General features: G+C 35.6%; 17 protein-coding genes and 1 tRNA gene. 7 read left to right on the plus strand and 11 right to left on the minus strand.

The genetic code is table 11. The features are described 5' to 3' along the window. The first annotated feature begins 66 nt into the window (after nucleotides 1-66). Nucleotides 67-3,228 (plus strand): glycosyl hydrolase, encoded by a 3,162-nt coding sequence (locus EGI22_RS13790; RefSeq protein WP_255069046.1) that lies wholly within the window; start codon nucleotides 67-69, stop codon nucleotides 3,226-3,228. 27 nt (nucleotides 3,229-3,255) lie between these two features. On the opposite strand, the gene EGI22_RS13795 is transcribed toward EGI22_RS13790, so the two are convergent. The 3 genes from EGI22_RS13795 to EGI22_RS13805 all read right to left on the minus strand — a co-directional run bounded on the left by EGI22_RS13795 (nucleotide 3,256) and on the right by EGI22_RS13805 (nucleotide 5,124). Next, on the minus strand, nucleotides 3,256-3,576 hold the full coding sequence (locus tag EGI22_RS13795; protein ID WP_255069047.1) for a heavy metal-binding domain-containing protein: 321 nt from the start codon (nucleotides 3,574-3,576) through the stop codon (nucleotides 3,256-3,258). Nucleotides 3,577-3,697: 121 nt separating this feature from the next. After that, nucleotides 3,698-4,606, minus strand: a complete 909-nt coding sequence (locus EGI22_RS13800; RefSeq protein ID WP_255069048.1) for a DUF58 domain-containing protein — start codon at nucleotides 4,604-4,606, stop codon at nucleotides 3,698-3,700. Continuing rightward, complete coding sequence (locus tag EGI22_RS13805; protein WP_255069049.1) at nucleotides 4,606-5,124, minus strand: septal ring lytic transglycosylase RlpA family protein; 519 nt, start codon at nucleotides 5,122-5,124, stop codon at nucleotides 4,606-4,608. Before EGI22_RS13805 ends, EGI22_RS13800 begins: the two co-directional genes overlap by 1 nt. 202 nt (nucleotides 5,125-5,326) lie before the next feature. Between EGI22_RS13805 and EGI22_RS13810 the strand changes: the two genes are divergently transcribed. Then, nucleotides 5,327-5,683, plus strand: a complete 357-nt coding sequence (locus tag EGI22_RS13810; protein ID WP_255069073.1) for a DUF3276 family protein — start codon at nucleotides 5,327-5,329, stop codon at nucleotides 5,681-5,683. Here the strand turns inward: EGI22_RS13810 and EGI22_RS13815 are convergent. From EGI22_RS13815 to EGI22_RS13850, 8 genes are all read right to left on the minus strand, one after another. Continuing rightward, entirely contained in the window at nucleotides 5,680-6,312 is a 633-nt protein-coding gene (locus EGI22_RS13815; RefSeq protein WP_255069050.1) for an NAD(P)H-binding protein, read from the minus strand. The genes EGI22_RS13810 and EGI22_RS13815 overlap by 4 nt on opposite strands. Nucleotides 6,313-6,324: 12 nt before the next feature. Then, the gene (locus EGI22_RS13820) at nucleotides 6,325-7,836 is read right to left on the minus strand and encodes a GH3 auxin-responsive promoter family protein (protein ID WP_255069051.1); all 1,512 of its coding nucleotides are present in this window, start codon (nucleotides 7,834-7,836) and stop codon (nucleotides 6,325-6,327) included. 12 nt (nucleotides 7,837-7,848) lie between these two features. Further along, nucleotides 7,849-8,730 (minus strand): glycerophosphodiester phosphodiesterase family protein, encoded by an 882-nt coding sequence (locus EGI22_RS13825; protein WP_255069052.1) that lies wholly within the window; start codon nucleotides 8,728-8,730, stop codon nucleotides 7,849-7,851. Between the two features lies 1 nt (nucleotide 8,731). Continuing rightward, nucleotides 8,732-10,807: a TonB-dependent receptor gene (locus EGI22_RS13830; protein WP_255069053.1), complete on the minus strand. Its 2,076-nt coding sequence runs from the start codon at nucleotides 10,805-10,807 to the stop codon at nucleotides 8,732-8,734. Then, the gene (locus EGI22_RS13835) at nucleotides 10,783-11,430 is read right to left on the minus strand and encodes a gluconate 2-dehydrogenase subunit 3 family protein (protein WP_255069054.1); all 648 of its coding nucleotides are present in this window, start codon (nucleotides 11,428-11,430) and stop codon (nucleotides 10,783-10,785) included. Before EGI22_RS13835 ends, EGI22_RS13830 begins: the two co-directional genes overlap by 25 nt. A gap of 57 nt (nucleotides 11,431-11,487) precedes the next feature. After that, on the minus strand, nucleotides 11,488-13,227 hold the full coding sequence (locus tag EGI22_RS13840) for a GMC family oxidoreductase (RefSeq protein WP_255069055.1): 1,740 nt from the start codon (nucleotides 13,225-13,227) through the stop codon (nucleotides 11,488-11,490). 469 nt (nucleotides 13,228-13,696) lie between these two features. Continuing rightward, nucleotides 13,697-13,768: transfer RNA gene (locus EGI22_RS13845), tRNA-Arg, on the minus strand. Between the two features lie 44 nt (nucleotides 13,769-13,812). Continuing rightward, the gene (locus tag EGI22_RS13850) at nucleotides 13,813-14,328 is read right to left on the minus strand and encodes an acyl-CoA thioesterase (RefSeq protein ID WP_255069056.1); all 516 of its coding nucleotides are present in this window, start codon (nucleotides 14,326-14,328) and stop codon (nucleotides 13,813-13,815) included. A 214-nt stretch (nucleotides 14,329-14,542) separates the two neighbouring features. Between EGI22_RS13850 and EGI22_RS13855 the strand changes: the two genes are divergently transcribed. The 5 genes from EGI22_RS13855 to EGI22_RS13875 are packed head-to-tail and all read left to right on the plus strand — an operon-like array spanning nucleotide 14,543 to nucleotide 17,620. Then, complete coding sequence (locus EGI22_RS13855) at nucleotides 14,543-15,136, plus strand: DUF1361 domain-containing protein (RefSeq protein WP_255069057.1); 594 nt, start codon at nucleotides 14,543-14,545, stop codon at nucleotides 15,134-15,136. Next, nucleotides 15,123-15,482 (plus strand): diacylglycerol kinase family protein, encoded by a 360-nt coding sequence (locus EGI22_RS13860; RefSeq protein ID WP_255069058.1) that lies wholly within the window; start codon nucleotides 15,123-15,125, stop codon nucleotides 15,480-15,482. The genes EGI22_RS13855 and EGI22_RS13860 overlap by 14 nt, the downstream gene beginning before the upstream one ends. Beyond that, entirely contained in the window at nucleotides 15,479-16,102 is a 624-nt protein-coding gene (locus tag EGI22_RS13865; protein WP_255069059.1) for a hypothetical protein, read from the plus strand. The genes EGI22_RS13860 and EGI22_RS13865 overlap by 4 nt, the downstream gene beginning before the upstream one ends. Then, entirely contained in the window at nucleotides 16,099-16,389 is a 291-nt protein-coding gene (locus EGI22_RS13870) for a transcriptional regulator (RefSeq protein WP_255069060.1), read from the plus strand. The genes EGI22_RS13865 and EGI22_RS13870 overlap by 4 nt, the downstream gene beginning before the upstream one ends. Nucleotides 16,390-16,447: 58 nt before the next feature. Continuing rightward, nucleotides 16,448-17,620 carry an AIR synthase-related protein gene (locus EGI22_RS13875; protein ID WP_255069061.1) on the plus strand — a complete coding sequence of 391 codons (1,173 nt, stop codon included), beginning with the start codon at nucleotides 16,448-16,450 and terminating at the stop codon, nucleotides 17,618-17,620. The last annotated feature ends 38 nt before the right edge of the window (nucleotides 17,621-17,658 follow it).

Below are 17,658 nucleotides of genomic sequence, written 5' to 3' on the forward strand. Positions count from 1 at the left end.
AAAAAAAATACAATTTTTCAAAATAATCTCCCTATATTTATTTCATCAATAACCTAAATAACCAAAATGAAAACATTCTTACTCTGTTGCCTTACTTTTTGTACAACTACAATAGCTTTTAGCCAAAAAAAATCGAAAAAAAGTATTGATATTTCCTCGCAAACAGTCGTGGACACATTGAATACCGAACTTTACAAAGGCCTTAAATGGCGAAACATTGGACCCACAAGAGGAGGAAGAAGCGTAACTGCTACAGGAGTAACCCAAAATCCAATGGTTTATTATTTTGGTGGAACAGGTGGTGGTGTTTGGAAAACTGAAGACGCTGGAATTTCATGGAAAAACATTACAGATGGACAAATAAACACAGGAAGTGTTGGAGCCATTTCTGTTGCAGAATCAGACCCAAATGTAATATATGTAGGAATGGGAGAACATCCTGTGCGAGGTGTGATGACTTCCCATGGCGATGGCGTATACAAATCAACTGATGCTGGTAAAACTTGGAAGCACATAGGTCTAGAAAAAACCAGACAAATTGCGGAAATCAGAATTCATCCGAACAATCCCGATGTAGTTTATGTGGCCGCACAAGGTGCCCCTTATGGTGCCAATGAAGATAGAGGAATCTATAAGTCTATAGATGGCGGTAAAACTTGGCAAAAAGTTTTTTATGTAGACGAAAACACTGGCTGTGCTGACCTCAGCATGGACATGAACAATCCGAGAATCTTGTATGCCAGCATGTGGGAACATAGACGCTATCCTTGGAAAGTAGTTTCTGGTGGTGCTGGTTGTGCCATTTACAAATCAGATGATAGTGGTGAAACTTGGAAAAAACTTAGTGAAGGTTTACCTAAGGCTTTTGGAAAATCTGCGGTTTCGGTTTCGAAGGCAAACTCAAACAGAGTTTATGCAAATATAGAAGCTGAAGGCGATAAAGCAGGGGTTTATAGAAGTGATGATGCTGGCAAAACGTGGAGTCAAACTTCCAAACAGAGAGTTACGATTGCGAGAGCTTGGTATTATATAGAAATTTTCGCTGACCCTATCAATGCAGACTTGGTATATATTATGAACGCCCCGTTTCTAAAATCTATTGATGGCGGAAAGTCATTCTTCCCAGTTAAAACTCCCCATGGCGACAATCACGATGTTTGGATAAACCCAACAAATAATCAAATAATGATTAATGCAAACGATGGAGGTGCGAACATCAGTTTCAACGGAGGAGCGAGTTGGAGTACACAAGAGAATCAGCCGACGGCACAGTTTTATAGAGTGATTACGGACAATCAGTTTCCCTATAATGTTTATGGCGGTCAGCAAGATAATTCTTCAATGGGCATTAGTTCCAGAACCACTGGGCCGGGCATAGGCTGGCAAGACTGGTTTACAGGACCTGGTTGCGAGTCTGCTTTTATCGCATTTGACAATCCCAACGAACCTAAACTTATTTACGGAGGTTGTTATCAAGGGAATTTGGAAGTTTTAGATCGAAATACAGGTATTACAAAAGATATTATTGCTTATCCTCACATTGGTTTAGGTGAAATACCCAAAGACCAAAAGTATCGTTTCAATTGGAACTCTCCGCTGGTAAATTCTCCGTTTAGAAACAATGTACTTTACCATGGTGGCAATGTAGTATTAAAAAGTACTGACGGAGGCTTAAGCTGGAATGAAATAAGTGGTGACTTAACCAGAAATGAAAAAACCAAACAAGAAGAAGGCGGTGGGCCTTATACCAACGAAGGTGCAGGTGGCGAAGTCTATAATACGCTCCAATACATCGCTGTTTCACCGCACAAAGAAGGCGTGATATGGACAGGAAGCGATTGCGGTCTGGTATTTCTTACCCAAAACGAAGGAAAAAACTGGGAGAATGTAACACCAAAAGATCTCGACGAATGCATGATAAACAGCATCGAGGTGTCTCCTCATGATCCTGCTACGGCTTATGTTGTGGCTACCAAATACCGCTTTAATGACTTTAGTCCAATGGTATATATCACAAAAGATTATGGACAAACATGGAAAAAAATCATCAGTGGCATTCCGAATGAAAACTTTGTGAGGGTAGTTAGAGAAGACACCAAGCATAAAGGTTTGCTTTATGCAGGTACTGAATTAGGTTTATATATTTCCTATAACCAAGGTGAGCAGTGGAACAAACTTCAACTAAACTTACCAATTGTACCCATTAACGACTTGGTGATACATGACAATGACCTTGTAGCGGCTACCGCTGGCAGAGGATTTTGGATATTAGATGATTTGGCAGCTCTTCAACAATCACGAAAGCTTGAGAAAACAATGCTTTTTCAACCAAAAAGTACTGTAAAAATCGATGCACAAACTCCTCCTGAGCCTATTCCTGGCATGGGACAAAATCCTATGACAGGATTGATTATTGACTATTTCTTGGAAGAAAACTTAGACAGTTCTAGAGTTTCGGTCAATATTTTGGACAAAAACAAAAAAACAATAAGAAGCTACAGCAATCAAAAAGACAAGACTTATGTAAAATATGACGGTGGCCCAGCTGAGAAAAAACCAATTCCTAGCAAAAAAGGTATAAACAGAATGGCATGGGACTTAAGAAATGAGAGTATTCAAGGAGTAAATAAAGTATTTGTAAATGGTGATTATAGAGGCTCTAGTGTTCCTCCCGGCAAGTATTTTGTGCAATTAATAACACCAAAGGATACTTTAGAAACAGAAGCAACTATTCTTCCTGACCCAAGATTAAAAGTTAGTCAGTCCGACTTTGATAAGCAAGGCGAGTTTTTGCAAAAAATAGATAAAAACGTTGAAGAAATCCATAAGGCAGTGAATCAAATGCGAAAAGTAAAAACCCAAATTGATGGTTATAATAGTCTTCTAAAAAACAATAATGAAGCAAAAGATCTTTTAGAGAAAGGAAAAAGTATTTTAAAATCTCTAAATGATTGGGAAGGAAATCTAATTACGGTGAAACAAGAGACTTTCCAAGATGTAATTAATTTTCAAAATAAGTTAAATGCTGAATTTCTAGACCTCAAATCAAGAGCCGACATGCACGACCCTAGACTAACAGAAGGCTCAAAAGCCAAATACATAGAGTTGATAGATGCATGGACAAAGCAGAAAAACACTTTGGATAAAATCATAAATGAAGACGTAAAAGCCTACAATGAGCTTTACAAACAAAAAAATCTCCCTGCATTGATTTTGAATGAGAAGTAAAAAAGATTGGGTTCAAAACCCAATCTTTTAGTTTAATTTCACTGCAGTACCTGAGGCAGAAACCATTAGCATACCGCCTGATTTACCTACAGTTTCGTAGTCAAGATCAATGCCTACAATCGCATCTGCACCGTATTTTCTTGCTCTATCTATCATTTCTGACATAGCGGTATCTTTTGCTTCACGCAGAACTCTTTCATAAGATCCTGACCTACCACCTATAACGTCCCTTATGCCTGCTAGAAAATCTTTGAAAATATTTGCTCCTATGATGGTTTCGCCAGTAACTATTGCTTTATATTCTACAATACTACGGCCTTCTATACTTGGGGTTGTAGTTAATAACATGTCTATTTTTTGTTTTATTTTCTCAAAAATAGATGCTAATAAGGTAGCGAATCAATAGAATGTTTATGATTGGTATTTTTTGAAATATGGAAGGTTGTTTTTTAAAGTTATTTTAATAAACTTAACTCATCTTCGCCCTTTTGGCTAGAAAAGATGACAAAATTTGATCAAATCCTTTCTCTATATCAACTTCGATATAATCTATTTTATACTGACCACATTTGATTTTTAATTCATGATGAAAGTCTTCAAGTACAGCCACGTATTTATCTTTAACCTGAGAAGGTTGAATCTTAACTTTTTCGCCAGATTCCAAATCAATAAACTCATAAGGTCTCTCATCAAACTCAAAATCCATTTCAGTTTTCTTGTCAGTGACATGAAAAAGCAAAACCTCGTGTTTATTGTGTTTCAGATGTTGTAATGCAGAAAATATTTTCTCCATATCATCCATATTTTCAAACATATCTGAAAAAATAACTACCAATGAGCGGGTATGAATCTTATCTGCAATTTCATGAAGAGTCTCTACAACAGAGGTTTTCTGAAGTGTTTGTTTTCTGTTCAGCACTCTCTCAAGCTCATGATAGATTTTCATGATGTGCGTAGTGGTAGACTTGCACTCTGTTTGAGCTTCAATATGGTCAGAAAATGTAACCAAACTAACCGCATCACGTTGTCTTTGTAACATATTGGCTAAAGTTCCAGCCGCTAAAGTCGCAAAATTCAGCTTACCGTTGGTTTTAATAGGATAATACATCGAAGATGAAACATCTAAAAGTAGATGACAGCGAAGATTGGTTTCTTCTTCATATCGTTTCACAAATAGCTTGTCCGTTTTACCAAAAACTTTCCAATCTATATGGCGTGTGCTTTCACCTGAATTGTACAATCTATGCTCTGCAAACTCTACTGAAAAACCATGAAAAGGAGATTTGTGAAGTCCCGTAATAAACCCTTCTACCAATTGTTTCGACAAAAAATCGAGGTTTCCGTATTCTCTTATTTTAGATAAATCTAATTTTTGCATTATTTCTGTTTTTTGGAAGAAACTGTTTCAGGTATCCGTGAGGCGGGAAAGTCAACACTATCTGAAGGGAAAATTTCGAAGAAATTATCTTCAGTACTCCCTTCTCTGAATAACATAACCTCGCCATCCTTACCTACTACTTTGGCATTAACAAAGATAATGCCTTTTTGTATCATTCCAATCTCTTTTGCAGCTTGATAAGACAAATCTAAAACCCTAGTTTTAGTAAATGGCCCTCTATCATTAACTCTAACAATTACCCATTTATGACTATATGGATTTTCGACTTCTATCATAGTACCGAAAGGTAAAGTTCTATGAGCACATGTATATTCCAAATTGCTAAAAACTTCACCACTAGCAGTTTTTCGACCATGAAATTTTTTATGATAATAAGAAGCCTTACCCTTAATTGTTAAACCTATTTCTGATTCTTGAGCTACTAAATCTGAGGAAAATATAAAAAATATTGTAATTAACCAAACCATGCCTTCAAAACGCTTTTTCACTAAATCCATATTTGCAAAAGAATCAATTTATTTAAATTTTATTGTTTTGGATAGCACTTTTTGAAGATATTTACCTACAAAGTACAAATAAATATTTATTTTCTACCAAATTTAATTCAAAACCATCTGTTTTTTCTAATGAAAATTTTTTTTTTAAAATAATAAAAACCTATTTTTGGAAATCGAAAAAACCCATAAAATAATACTTAAAGTGGAAAGAGAAGAGCAAGAGAAGATTTTTTCTAAAAGAATCAGGGCAGGAAAAAGAACTTATTTTTTTGATGTAAGAGCCACACGCTCAAATGACTATTATCTTACCGTTACAGAAAGCCGGAGATTTCAAAAAGACGGGGATTTTGTTTACGAAAAAAGCAAATTATTTATTTATAAAGAAGACTTTGACAAAGTGGTGGAGGCACTACAAGAAACTGTAGATCATATAAAAAATGAATTAATGCCTCATGTAGATTTTTCTCAATTTAAAAACACGGAAGAAGAATTCAATGAAAAATCGTTTTACAAAAAAGACGATACTGAAATTTTAGGTTCAGACCTAAAATGGGATTAAAGCATTTCTCCTGAAAATATTATTTCTTTTTCTGAATTTTGGGTTTGTTTCGAAAACTTAACCATAGCTTCGGCAACTTTGGAGCCTTGGATGGCTTTATAATTTGCCGGAATTAGAAATGCCAAGGCCTTCATTGCCATTTGACCTATTTTTTCGCCCAATCTGAACTCTTTTCTTTCTCCTAAAAGCATAGAAGGTCTGAATATTCCTAAACTAGGGAAATTCAACTTTTCCAATTCTGACTCAATTTCCCCTTTTACTTTGTTATAAAAAATGGCAGATGACTTATCTGCACCCATTGCAGTCACAATGGCATATTTCCCAACACCTTTATTTTTAGCCAGTTGAGCAGTAACCAATGGATATTCAAAATCTACTTTTCGAAAAGCTTCTTTGCTTCCAGCTTTTTTAATTGTAGTTCCTAAACAACAAAATATAATATCAATTCCTTCAAAAACCGAATCGGTAGGATTTTCAAAGTCAAAAACTACTTCTTTTGCTTTTGAGAAATTCTTGTCCGTTTTTTTTCTTACCAATGCTATCACTTCAGTAAAACTTGCATCGGCATCAAGTTTCGATATTAAAGTAGATCCAATAAGACCAGTAGAACCCAATATGATAGCTTTCATTTATGATAATGTTTATCCTTGAAGAATTTCCTCCAAATAATCGCGTGAATTGCTCAATCTCGGCACTTTGTGTTGACCACCCAATTTACCTCTTTTTTCCATCCATTTATAAAAAGTACCTGTTTCTACAAAATGAACAATCGGCATTAACAATGCAATGTCATTTTGACGTTTGGCGTCATAATCAGAGTTTATTTCTCTTAGTTTGGCGTCTAAATCACTAATAAACTTTTCGGTATTTTCAGGAATTGCAGAACATTCCACAATCCATTCATGTCCTCCTTTGGCATCATCTGCCATATAAACTGGCCCGGCAGTATAATCTTTCAAATCTACACTCGCTTCTTGAGCTGCAAATGTAAGAGCGGTATCGGCATTTTCAACCATCAATTCCTCACCAAATGCATTGATAAAATGCTTAGTCCTACCCGTAATCTTAATCCGAAAAGGATACTTGGAGGTAAACTTCACGGTATCTCCTATCTTATATCTCCATAAACCACCATTGGTAGAGATTACCATGGCATAACTTTTCTCTAACTCTACTTCGTCTAAAGTTAATGATTTCGGGAACTCTTTTTCCCACTCTTCTACAGGCAAAAACTCATAAAATATACCATAATCTAGCATCAAAAGCATTTGATCTTGCAAAGCAAAATCGTCTTGAATAGCAAAAAAGCCTTCTGAAGCGTTGTATGACTCGAAATAATTAACGTTTGAACTTGGAAAAAGCCTTTCCCCAAATAATTTACGATAAGGGGTAAATGAAACCGCACCATGAAAAAACACTTCGAAATTTGGCCAAATATCCAGAGCCGTTTTGGCTCCCATTTTTTCCATTATACTTTCAATAAGTACTACAGTCCAAGTTGGTACGCCGGCAATTCCCGTCACGTTTTCTTTAGAACAAAGCTCAATCATAAGCTTCATTTTATCCTCCCATTTCTCTAACAAAGCAATTTCTGGAGGCGGAATTCTGAACATTTCAGCCCACTTTGGCATATTTCGAGTAATTATAGCCGAAATATCACCCGTCATGGCAGGAGTATTGAAAGGATTTGGACTCAATGAACCTCCAATTGAGATGCTTTTCCCATCAAAAAGCTGGGAATCTATTTTGTTTTCAAAATACAAAGTGAGTAAGTCTTTGCCACCGCGATAGTTGCATTCTTCAAGAGCTTCTTCAGAAACTGGAATGAACTTACTGCGGGCATTTGTAGTGCCTGAAGACTTAGAAAACCAATTGATTTCGGAAGGCCAAAGCACGTTTTTTTCTCCTTTCATCACCCTTTCAATCCATGGATAATGCTCCTCGTAACTTACGACAGGCACACGTTCCTGAAAATCTTTGATGGAAGTTATAGAACTAAAACTGTATTTTATTCCAAAAATGGTAAATTTGGCTCTATCAATTAAGCTAAAAAAAACTTCGCTTTGGGTCTCAATTGGATACATTTTAAAATGCTCAATCCGAGACCTTCGCCTTTTTATAAAAAAGCCAACAACTTCAGTAATTACGCTCAAGGGAATTAAAATTTATTTTTTAATGTACTTCACAGCTCTGTTTGGATAATCCGTAATCAATCCATCACATTGTAAATCAAAAACTTGCTCCATTTCAGATTCCGAATTTACTGTCCAAGGAATCACCTGAATACCAAGGCTGTGCAAATATTTCACTTTAACCTCATCAAGAACTTTGAAATACGGACTCCAAATATCGGGTTTAAATTTGAGTTTTTCAATATTGAAGTCTATTTCATTATTGTCTTCGGGTTCTATCAGAGCCGAAATTTTAAATCTATGCTTTTCTTTATTCAGCGAATTAAGATGCTGAAGAACATTAAAATCAAAACTTTGCAAAGTCAAATCAGCTGGAGAAATGTTTTTACCAATAACTTTCAATACCAAATCTACGAATTCCTTAACCTCTGGTTGAGTTTTATTATACTCTTCGGGCAGACTTTTTATTTCAATATTATAAGCAATTCTTGATTTTCCTTTAGTTTTTAAATGTGCCTTTACTTCTTTTATAACATCAGAAAGCAAAGGTTTAAAGACATTGATTTTTTCTTGTTCGGGAAAAAGCGGATTTCCTCTAAGACCTACATCATGGCTTTTTATTTCATTGTAAGTAAGTTGATACAAATTAGAATCCTCAAATTTCTGGTAATGCGTTCCGTCTTTTTTAGTAGTAAAAACTGGATTAAATTGAGGCTCATGAGAAACCACCACTTTTTTATCTTTAGATATCACCACATCCATCTCTAAAGTTTCCACGCCTAAATCAATAGCTTTAATGAAAGCAGGGATCGTATTTTCAGGCATAAGCCCTCTGCAACCTCTGTGGCCTTGTATTTCAAAATGTTTGATTTCATGATTCATAAAAAGCATCATTAAAATTAAAAAACGCAGCATTTTATTTAATTTTTATTTCAAATTGTACTCCTGCGTTGTAGTTTCTTGGTGGAGCCGGATTATAGAATCGATTGCCAAAAGCATTAAAATCATATCCAGCAGAATATTTGGCATTCATCAGATTATCAATTCCACCATAAATTTTCAGTTTCGACTTGCTCCATTCTTTTAAATAACCCAATCTTAAAATCGAAACTAAAGCCTTATCGCTTGAAACATCATTTACATCGTTCAATAGTATTTTAGAAAGATAATTATTGTCAAAATACATATAAAAACCATTCCTTTGTTCTAAGTCTAATCTAAAAAAAGTATTGTATTTTGCTACTCCTGGAAGATAATTGCCAGAAAAATCATTATTCCCTGAGCTATAGGTTTGGTATTTAAAGTCATAAACTACGAAATTTAAAACCATATCCACCTTTTTGAAAAATTGATTTTTATTTGGTTTGACAATTTTGAAAATATTAGAAAATTCTATACCTTTTTGAATCAATCCTCCTGAATTAGTAAAATATTCATCACCATTTGCATTCAGATTCCTAATCAGGCCATTTTTAACATTTTGATGGAAAAGCACCAAGTCTATATTCCAAAACGGAAGAGCGTTGGACTTAAATCCAATTTCTTTATTGATCCCTTTTTCGGCTTTCAAAAGCTGAACTTGAGATAATGTTTGGATAGTTGAAACAAACTCTTGTGCTGTTGGAGCCGAAAACCCATTGCTCAAATTAAAATAAATAGAACTTTTATCATTGAAAGATTTCAAAAGTGAGATTCTAGGTGTAAATGGAACCACTGGCTTATCATTAACAATAATACTCTTTTCTTTGGTAGACAAAGGCGTACGAACAAAGTCATAACTCTGTAAATTATAACTTAAGCCTGCAGTAAGAAAAATATCATGAGGCAAAACCCATTGGAATTGACCAAAAATAGAATTTTGAAACGATTTTACTTGGTCTGAATATCTTCCTGCTCCAGAAACTCCAAGATTATTGTCATAAACTGCAAAAGTCGAATTTGTATTTGTGCCTTCTGAACCCAACCAAAATTTCAAAGGCAACTCCACTATTTTTTTGGATAAAACAACTCTATAGCCCAAAGAGAATTCATTCCTTTTCTCAAAATTGGTAATAAAAGGATTCTCCAATTTATTGGTAGTGTAAAAAATCGAAGAATTTAAATCAAAACTATTTTTTAAAGCAATTTGATCAGAAAAACCAATAAAGGCTATTTTTTGTCTAATGGCTGCTTTTTGATCTATTGCACTTGGCGTAGCTGGTGTTTTAGGTCTTGAAGCCTGAGGATTGGCGTCTTTTTGTGCCAAATTTAAACCTCCTGGTGTTTGATATTCAAGTTCTGACAAAAAACCAAGAATATTTAACGTGTGCTTATTCGATAAAAATAATGAATGGTTTAAATTTAAAGTATTCTTTTCTAAAGCAGAATTTTCGCGATAACCGTCAGATTTTAATCGCGAAAAATTAATAAAAGTATTACTTTTTGAATTCCCATTTTGAAGAGCGGCAAAGCTATTAACTGTTCCGTAAGAACCTAAATGTAAACCAGTTGATATTGTATTTCCAGGATTTGCAGTTTTGGTTTGCATATTTATGACTCCACCTATACCGGCACCATAAATACTCCCTGAAGGACCTCTCAGTATTTCAATATTCCCAATGCTATTCATATCCAATTGGTTAAAATAACTCTGACCATTTGCATCTGACATCGGTATAGAATTCCAATATACTTTTACATTTCTAACGCCAAAAGGAGACCTAAGCGAGCTCCCTCTAATAGCAATCCTATAACTCCCAGGTGATCTTTCTTCAAACCTAACTCCAGCTTGTGAATTAAAAACCGGCAAAAGATTCGTATTCCCGAAACGCTCTATAGTTTTAAGGTCTATTTTTGAGACTGCAGCACCCGTTTTTAGAATACTTTGATTTGTTTCGAAACCCTTAACTATAGTTTCGTCCAATAGAATTGTTGAATCAGCTTGAGCCTGAACATCAAAAAAGAACAATACTAAAAAAGAAAAGCGAATTATTTTGCTAAGTGCTTTTCCCATTCTGTGTAGCTAAGGTTATATTGATTTAAAACTTCTTGCGGAACTCCGTCCCATTTGTTTGGTGTATTTCCAGCATAGCCCAAATCTTTAATGCCTATTTCTGAACTAAAAAAACCTGTTGCCGTAAGATTTCTCATTAGATTAAAGAAACTTACACCTTGCGAATGTTCAGGTTTAGCTTTAGCGGGATAGGCTATCAAATCCACTATTTTAAGCCTATCTGACGCAGACAATTGAACGAATTTCTTTGAAAACTGCTTTTTGGATTCATTATCCAGCCACATCAATCCACCTCTTAAAGGAGTTTGTTGATATGGCATATCTTTAGCAATAAATTCTATAAATGCCGGAACCCCAGCTTGGCTTGCACTGCCCGATTTGGCATCTGCAGGTATTATAATATCAACCAAAACAGTTACTGTGGCCAATTCATGAGCTGTAAAAAACTTTTCAGCTTTTAATTTATTGTCTCGAATTATCTCATCTCTCAATCTGCCATTTTCAGCTTCTGGGATTTCTTTCGAAGGAGTTGCTTTTGGTTTAGTTTGAGCTATAGTTTCACCCGAAACCATCACTCCAGCAGTGCCTAAACCAATATTTTTTAGAATATCTCTTCTTTTCATTTTTCTTTTTTTTTGGTAAAAACGTTCAATCCGTTTTCAAGGAATTTCAAAAATTAATTAAAAATCTTTTGCTTTTACGCCATTCATGATGAACTCAGAGGCACGAAGTGACAAAGCCAAAATAGTCCAAGTTGGGTTTTTGTCAGCTTGAGAAACAAATGGGCCGCCGTCTACCACAAATAAGTTTTTAACATCATGGGCTTGGCAATTTTTATTCAATGCCGACTTGTTCGGATCATTTCCCATTCTTACAGTACCAACTTCGTGAATTATTCTACCCGGAGCAGCCAAACCGTAATTACTATCAGCACCAGGTTTAGTTCCATTCGGAATTCCTCCCAAAGCATGGATTATTTCCTCAAATGTGTCCTGCATGTGCTTGGCTTGTTTTATCTCATTATCGCTCCAGTTGTAATTGAATCTAAGCACTGGAATACCCCATTTATCAACTGTTTTGGGGTCAATCTCACAATAATTGTCTTCTCTTGCTATTGCTTCTCCCCTACCTGCCATGCCTATGTCAGTGCCATAGAAAAATCTATAATCGTCTTTCAATGCAGCTCCATATCCTCCAGCTTCTTTCATATTTCCGCTTCTGTCTGGATATTTTCCGTTTACATTTTCCATCCCAAATCCAAAACCGTAGCCTGGCATTCTCTGTCCACCACCATACTCAATGTGGTATCCTCTAGGGAAATCTAGTTTACTGTTATCCAACCACCAAGGCGAATAAACGTGCATACCGCCAACGCCGTCTTCATTATATCTGGTTCTATTTGTCAAATGTGGAATAAAAGCACTACGACTAGCACCTGTACTGTCATGAAGATATTTGCCAACGATTCCAGATGAATTAGCAAGACCATTAGGATGTTTTGAAGATTTTGAATTCAATAATAAACGAGCTGATTCACAAGCACTTGCTGCCAAAATTACAATTTTGCCATGCACAGTTGTTTCTTCTAATGTATGTTTATTTACATACGAAACTCCAGTTGCCAAACCTTTTTCATCTGTCAGGACCTCTCTCGCCATGGCATTGTTTATCAAAGTTAGGTTACCAGTTTTCATTGCTGGTTTAACCAAAACTGATGATGAAGAAAAGTCTGCATAAGCCATACAGCCTCTGCTACATTGGCCACAATAAAAACATTCTCCGCGGCCATTTATTGGCTTGGTAAGCATTGACATTCTTGAAGGAATAGTTAAAACGCCGGTTTTTTTATTGGCCTCCATCAGCATTAATTCATGCAAACGGGGCTTTGGAGGGGGTAAAAATATACTATCAGGATCATTAGAAAGACCTTCGCGAGTACCAAATACACCTACAAGTTTATCTACCTCATCGTAATATGGAGCGATATCATCATAACTGATTGGCCAATCATCGCCCAATCCGTCTATACTTTTTCTTTTAAAATCTTTAGGGCCAAAACGTAAAGAAATCCTTCCCCAGTGGTTGGTTCTACCGCCCAACATTCTAGAGCGAAACCAGTCAAACTCAGTTCCATTTTTACGGGTATAAGGTTCACCATCTATTTCCCAACCGCCCCAAGCGGCGTCAAAGTCGCCAAATGCTCTTGTAGTGCCTGCACCTCTGCGAGGGGATTCCCATGGTTTTTTGAGTTGAGTTATATATTTTGGATCGGCTGGATCGTAAAATCCACCGGCTTCGAGTAAACAAACTTTTGCACCTGCTTTGGTAAGTTGGTAAGCGGCCATGCCACCACCAGCACCAGAACCAACAATCACTACATCAAACACATTGGCTTGCTCTTTTATCTGAAAGTCTAACATATATTTGGGGTTGAATCTTTATTACCCTAAAAATAGAACCATTATTTTGTTAAACGAAAAATCAATGCAGATTTTTTTAAAATAATTTATTATATATTGACAAAAGGAAATAATTCGAAGATGAGAAAGAGATTTTTTTGAGAAAAAAAAGTATTATAATGATACAAATTATATTAAAAAGAAATTGAAGAGTAAAATCACATATGCAAAGGTACCGAAATTAAAGTAGCTCCAGAAGGAATCGAAGCGTCTAACCGCCACCCCATAGGTACCGGAAACAAAAAAGAGTAGCTCCAGAGGGAATCGAATCGAAGCGTCGAACCGCCACCCCATAGGTACCGGAAACCCCCGTTCTATCCATTAAACTAATTATTCTAGAAAAGTTTTGAGAATAAATAGTTGTAGCTCCAGAAGGAATCGAAGCGAAGCGTCAAACCGCCACCCCTTAGGTACCGGAAACAAAAAAAAGTAGCTCCAGAGGGAATCGAACCCACACCAAGGGTACCGGAAACCCCCGTTCTATCCATTAAACTATGGAGCCTTAAAAAGTTTTGCAAAATTAGGCTTTTTGAGCCATACTTTTATTTATAAATCAAAAATTGCTTTTAATTCTGTTGCCTCGTTTGGTTTCATACGACCTGCTAATACCAATCTTAGTTGTCTTCTGCGAAGTGCTCCCTCAAATAATTCTTGTTCTAGATCGGTTTCAGGAATGGCTTCCGCAATTTCAATGGGTCTCCCGCTTTGGTCAACAGCTACAAAAGTCAAAAATGCCTGGTTCGTATTGTCTTTTAATCCTGCTGGAATATTCTCAGAAAAAACATTAACTATTACCTCAATAGAAGTATTAAATGCCCTTGTAACTTTGGCCTCGAGTGTAACAACATTACCCAAAGGTATAGCATTAACAAAAGAAACATTATCAACTGATGCAGTTACAACGATTCTGTTGGAGTGTTTTTGAGCTGCTATAGCACCTGCAACATCCATCATACGCATCAGGTTTCCGCCCATTAAATTACCCAAAGTATTGGTATCATTTGGCATAACCATTTCGGTCATTATTGTTAAGGATTCTTTTACAAATTTCGATTTAGGCATTCAATTCTTTTTTTTGCAAAATTAAGGATAGTTTTCTAGTTTTCCTTAATTCTGATAATTACCTAAATTCTTTCAGTCAAAAATTTTGAAACTAGAGGAATAAGTATTTACTTTGAACTACAAAGTACTTTTTAATTACATAATAATGAATTTACGTCCAAGCAAACCTACTGTAAGTGTCTTGATTCTATGTTTTCTGTGCTTTATACTTTTAATGATAAGAGTAAAAATAACAGGATCGTTTATTGGGCTATTTTTAGTTTGGAATCTATTCTTAGCTATTACTCCTTTATTTTTCATTTTATTAGCAAAAAAAACTTTCGAGTTGTTTGACTCAAAAAAACCGATTGCCAGATTAATTATTTATACATTCATGATAGCATGGCTTTTGTTTTTTCCAAACTCACCTTATATCATTACCGACTTAATGCATTTGGGCCATTTACCGAAAAACCTACTCTGGTTTGACTCTGTAGGCATATTCGTCACTGCACTAACTGGTTTATGTGTTGGACTATACTCAATTTTCATTTTCCAGACACTTCTTCAAAAATTAGTTGGAAATTTCAAAGCTTGGTTTTTCGTGGTTTTGAGCATGATTTTAAGTGGTTTCGGTTTGTACTTGGGTCGATTTGCGAGATTCAATAGTTGGGACGCTTTTTCTAAGCCATTTTCTTTATTAAAACAGTCCATAGAAATCAGTCAAACGCCTTTGGCAATACAAACCACAGCTGTTTTCAGTATTGTTTTAATTGGCGTATATTTGTCTTTTTACAATCTAATATCTGTAAAAAATGAATTGGATTAAAATGCTAAAAAGCTTCAAATATGCACTTGCAGGTATTTGGTCATTAGTAAAAAACGAAAATAATGCTCAGTTCCACTTTTTGGCGACTGTATTGGTAATATCCGCTGGTTTTTATTTAAAAATAAATATTAATGAGTGGCTTATAATTGTTTTTTCGATAGCATTGGTGTGGTCAGGGGAAGCTTTTAATTCGGCAATTGAGAAAATTTGCGATAAAATTAGCCCAGAAAAAGACCCTATTATCAAAACGATTAAAGATATGTCTGCAGCTGGCGTTTTATTTTTAGCCATAGCTTCGGCAGTGGCCGGTGGTATAGTTTTTATTCCAAAATTGTTCAAAATATGAATGAGCATTTAGAAAATCTAAAAGAAATCCGTTCTTTAATGGAACGTTCCTCTAAATTCCTTTCACTTAGTGGCTTGTCAGGTATTTCAGCAGGAATAATTGCCTTAGTTGGAGCTTATTTTGTTTATGCAAAAAAAGTAGAAATTACCAACAATTCTAACCCTAAAGGCATTTTTGATGCAGCTTTGCAAGGAACAGACTTCAAAATGTTTGTATTTCAAGTTGCTTGCTTTACATTAATTGGAGCCTTGATTTCTGGAATTTATTTTACAGTGAGAAAAGCAAAAAAGTCAAATGAAAAAATTTGGAATAATCTATCCAAAAAACTGCTACTAAACTTGAGTATTCCGCTAGTAACAGGAGCTTTATTTTCTTTGGCATTGGTACAGCAAAACATGCTTTGGATGGCTGCTTCATCCACATTAATATTTTATGGATTAGCTCTAATATTCGCTTCTAATTATACTGTCCGAGATGTATTTTACTTAGGTTTATTAGAAATAGTGTTAGGACTTTTAAGTGTTATATTTGTAGGATATACTTTTTTGTTTTGGGTAGTAGGATTTGGGGTTTTACATATATTATATGGAAGCTCCATGTATTTTAAATACGATAAATGATTTTAGAAAAATTCAATAAAACCTTTGAGAGCAAAGCTCGGTTGGGCATCATGTCGGTTTTGATGGTCAATGAGTCTGTGAATTTTAATTCACTCAAAGAACTATTGAATCTAACCGATGGCAACTTGGCAACACATGTAAAAGCCTTAGAAGAAGCTGGTTATCTATCTGTTCAAAAAGAATTTATTGGCAGAAAACCTAACACATTATACCTCGTCACGGCTGATGGCCGTAAGGCTTTCGAAGACCATTTAAGTGTTTTGGAAGCTTTTATCAAAAACTCATAAACTGAATTCCGAATTTCTTCCCCAAAAATCCGTAAATTGCGACTTTTAATACATTACTATGTCAGACCGTTATATGCAAAGGGGTGTTTCCGCCTCAAAAGAAGATGTTCACAAAGCCATCGAAAAACTGGATAAAGGATTATTTCCTAAGGCTTTTTGCAAAATTTCTCCGGATATTTTAGGTGGCGATGTAGATTACTGTAACATAATGCATGCTGACGGTGCTGGCACAAAAACCTCATTGGCCTATTTGTATTGGAAAGAAACTGGAGACTTGTCTGTATGGAAAGGAATTGCACAAGATTCTATAATAATGAATACCGACGACCTCCTTTGTGTGGGAGCTACTGGACCAATATTAATGTCGTCTTCAATAGACAGAAATAAAGGAAAAATACCAGGTGAAGTAATAGCTGAAATAATAAACGGAAGTGAGGAAGTATTAGAAATGCTTCGAGAGAATGGCGTTGAAATATATAGCACAGGAGGAGAGACAGCAGATGTTGGTGACTTAGTAAGAACTATCACTGTAAACACCACAGTAATAGCCAGAATGAAAGTAGCAGATGTAATCTCAAACGACAATATCAAACCCGGAAATGTAATCGTAGGATTGGCATCTTATGGAAAAGCCAACTATGAAACCGAATACAACGGAGGCATGGGAAGCAATGGTCTTACATCGGCAAGGCACGATGTTCTGGATTTTCAATATGCGGAGAAATATCCAGAAAGCTATGACGCTGACATTCACAGTTCACTTGTCTACAGTGGCTCAAAAGTTTTAACAGATAAAATCGAAGTAGAAGATAACCTAGTTGCAAATGTCGGAAAACTAATCCTTTCACCAACAAGAACTTATGCACCTATTGTAAAAGAAATATTGGCAAAACTGAAAGGCAAAATAGATGGAATGGTTCACTGTAGCGGAGGTGCACAAACCAAAGTTTTACATTTTGTAGACAATGTCCATATTATAAAAGACAATTTATTCCCAATACCACCGCTTTTCAAACTTATTCAAGAGCAATCAGGTACTTCATGGTCAGAGATGTACAAAGTTTTCAATATGGGCCACAGATTAGAGGTTTACATATCTCCAGAACACGCTGAAGAAATAATCAGAATTTCAGAAAGCTTTGGTATTCCAGCTCAAATTGTAGGGAGAGTTGAAGCTTCGGATGTTAAGAAACTGACAATTTCTAGTGAGTTTGGGGAGTTTGAGTATTAAGTTTTTTGGATTTGGGATATATTGATTAGAATACAGAT

The sequence above is a fragment of the Lacihabitans sp. LS3-19 genome, assembly GCF_024343575.1.
In the GTDB taxonomy this organism is placed as follows: Bacteria; Bacteroidota; Bacteroidia; order Cytophagales; family Spirosomataceae; genus Leadbetterella.

What these genes read in the sequence shown, in the direction of transcription:
- EGI22_RS13790 (WP_255069046.1), top strand. Translation starts at nt 67, where the DNA reads ATGAAAACATTCTTACTCTGTTGCCTTACTTTTTGTACAACTACAATA.
- EGI22_RS13795 (WP_255069047.1), bottom strand. Translation starts at nt 3,576, where the DNA reads ATGTTATTAACTACAACCCCAAGTATAGAAGGCCGTAGTATTGTAGAA.
- EGI22_RS13800 (WP_255069048.1), bottom strand. Translation starts at nt 4,606, where the DNA reads ATGCAAAAATTAGATTTATCTAAAATAAGAGAATACGGAAACCTCGAT.
- EGI22_RS13805 (WP_255069049.1), bottom strand. Translation starts at nt 5,124, where the DNA reads ATGGATTTAGTGAAAAAGCGTTTTGAAGGCATGGTTTGGTTAATTACA.
- EGI22_RS13815 (WP_255069050.1), bottom strand. Translation starts at nt 6,312, where the DNA reads ATGAAAGCTATCATATTGGGTTCTACTGGTCTTATTGGATCTACTTTA.
- EGI22_RS13825 (WP_255069052.1), bottom strand. Translation starts at nt 8,730, where the DNA reads ATGCTGCGTTTTTTAATTTTAATGATGCTTTTTATGAATCATGAAATC.
- EGI22_RS13830 (WP_255069053.1), bottom strand. Translation starts at nt 10,807, where the DNA reads ATGGGAAAAGCACTTAGCAAAATAATTCGCTTTTCTTTTTTAGTATTG.
- EGI22_RS13835 (WP_255069054.1), bottom strand. Translation starts at nt 11,430, where the DNA reads ATGAAAAGAAGAGATATTCTAAAAAATATTGGTTTAGGCACTGCTGGA.
- EGI22_RS13840 (WP_255069055.1), bottom strand. Translation starts at nt 13,227, where the DNA reads ATGTTAGACTTTCAGATAAAAGAGCAAGCCAATGTGTTTGATGTAGTG.
- EGI22_RS13850 (WP_255069056.1), bottom strand. Translation starts at nt 14,328, where the DNA reads ATGCCTAAATCGAAATTTGTAAAAGAATCCTTAACAATAATGACCGAA.
- EGI22_RS13855 (WP_255069057.1), top strand. Translation starts at nt 14,543, where the DNA reads ATGATAAGAGTAAAAATAACAGGATCGTTTATTGGGCTATTTTTAGTT.
- EGI22_RS13860 (WP_255069058.1), top strand. Translation starts at nt 15,123, where the DNA reads ATGAATTGGATTAAAATGCTAAAAAGCTTCAAATATGCACTTGCAGGT.
- EGI22_RS13865 (WP_255069059.1), top strand. Translation starts at nt 15,479, where the DNA reads ATGAATGAGCATTTAGAAAATCTAAAAGAAATCCGTTCTTTAATGGAA.
- EGI22_RS13870 (WP_255069060.1), top strand. Translation starts at nt 16,099, where the DNA reads ATGATTTTAGAAAAATTCAATAAAACCTTTGAGAGCAAAGCTCGGTTG.
- EGI22_RS13875 (WP_255069061.1), top strand. Translation starts at nt 16,448, where the DNA reads ATGTCAGACCGTTATATGCAAAGGGGTGTTTCCGCCTCAAAAGAAGAT.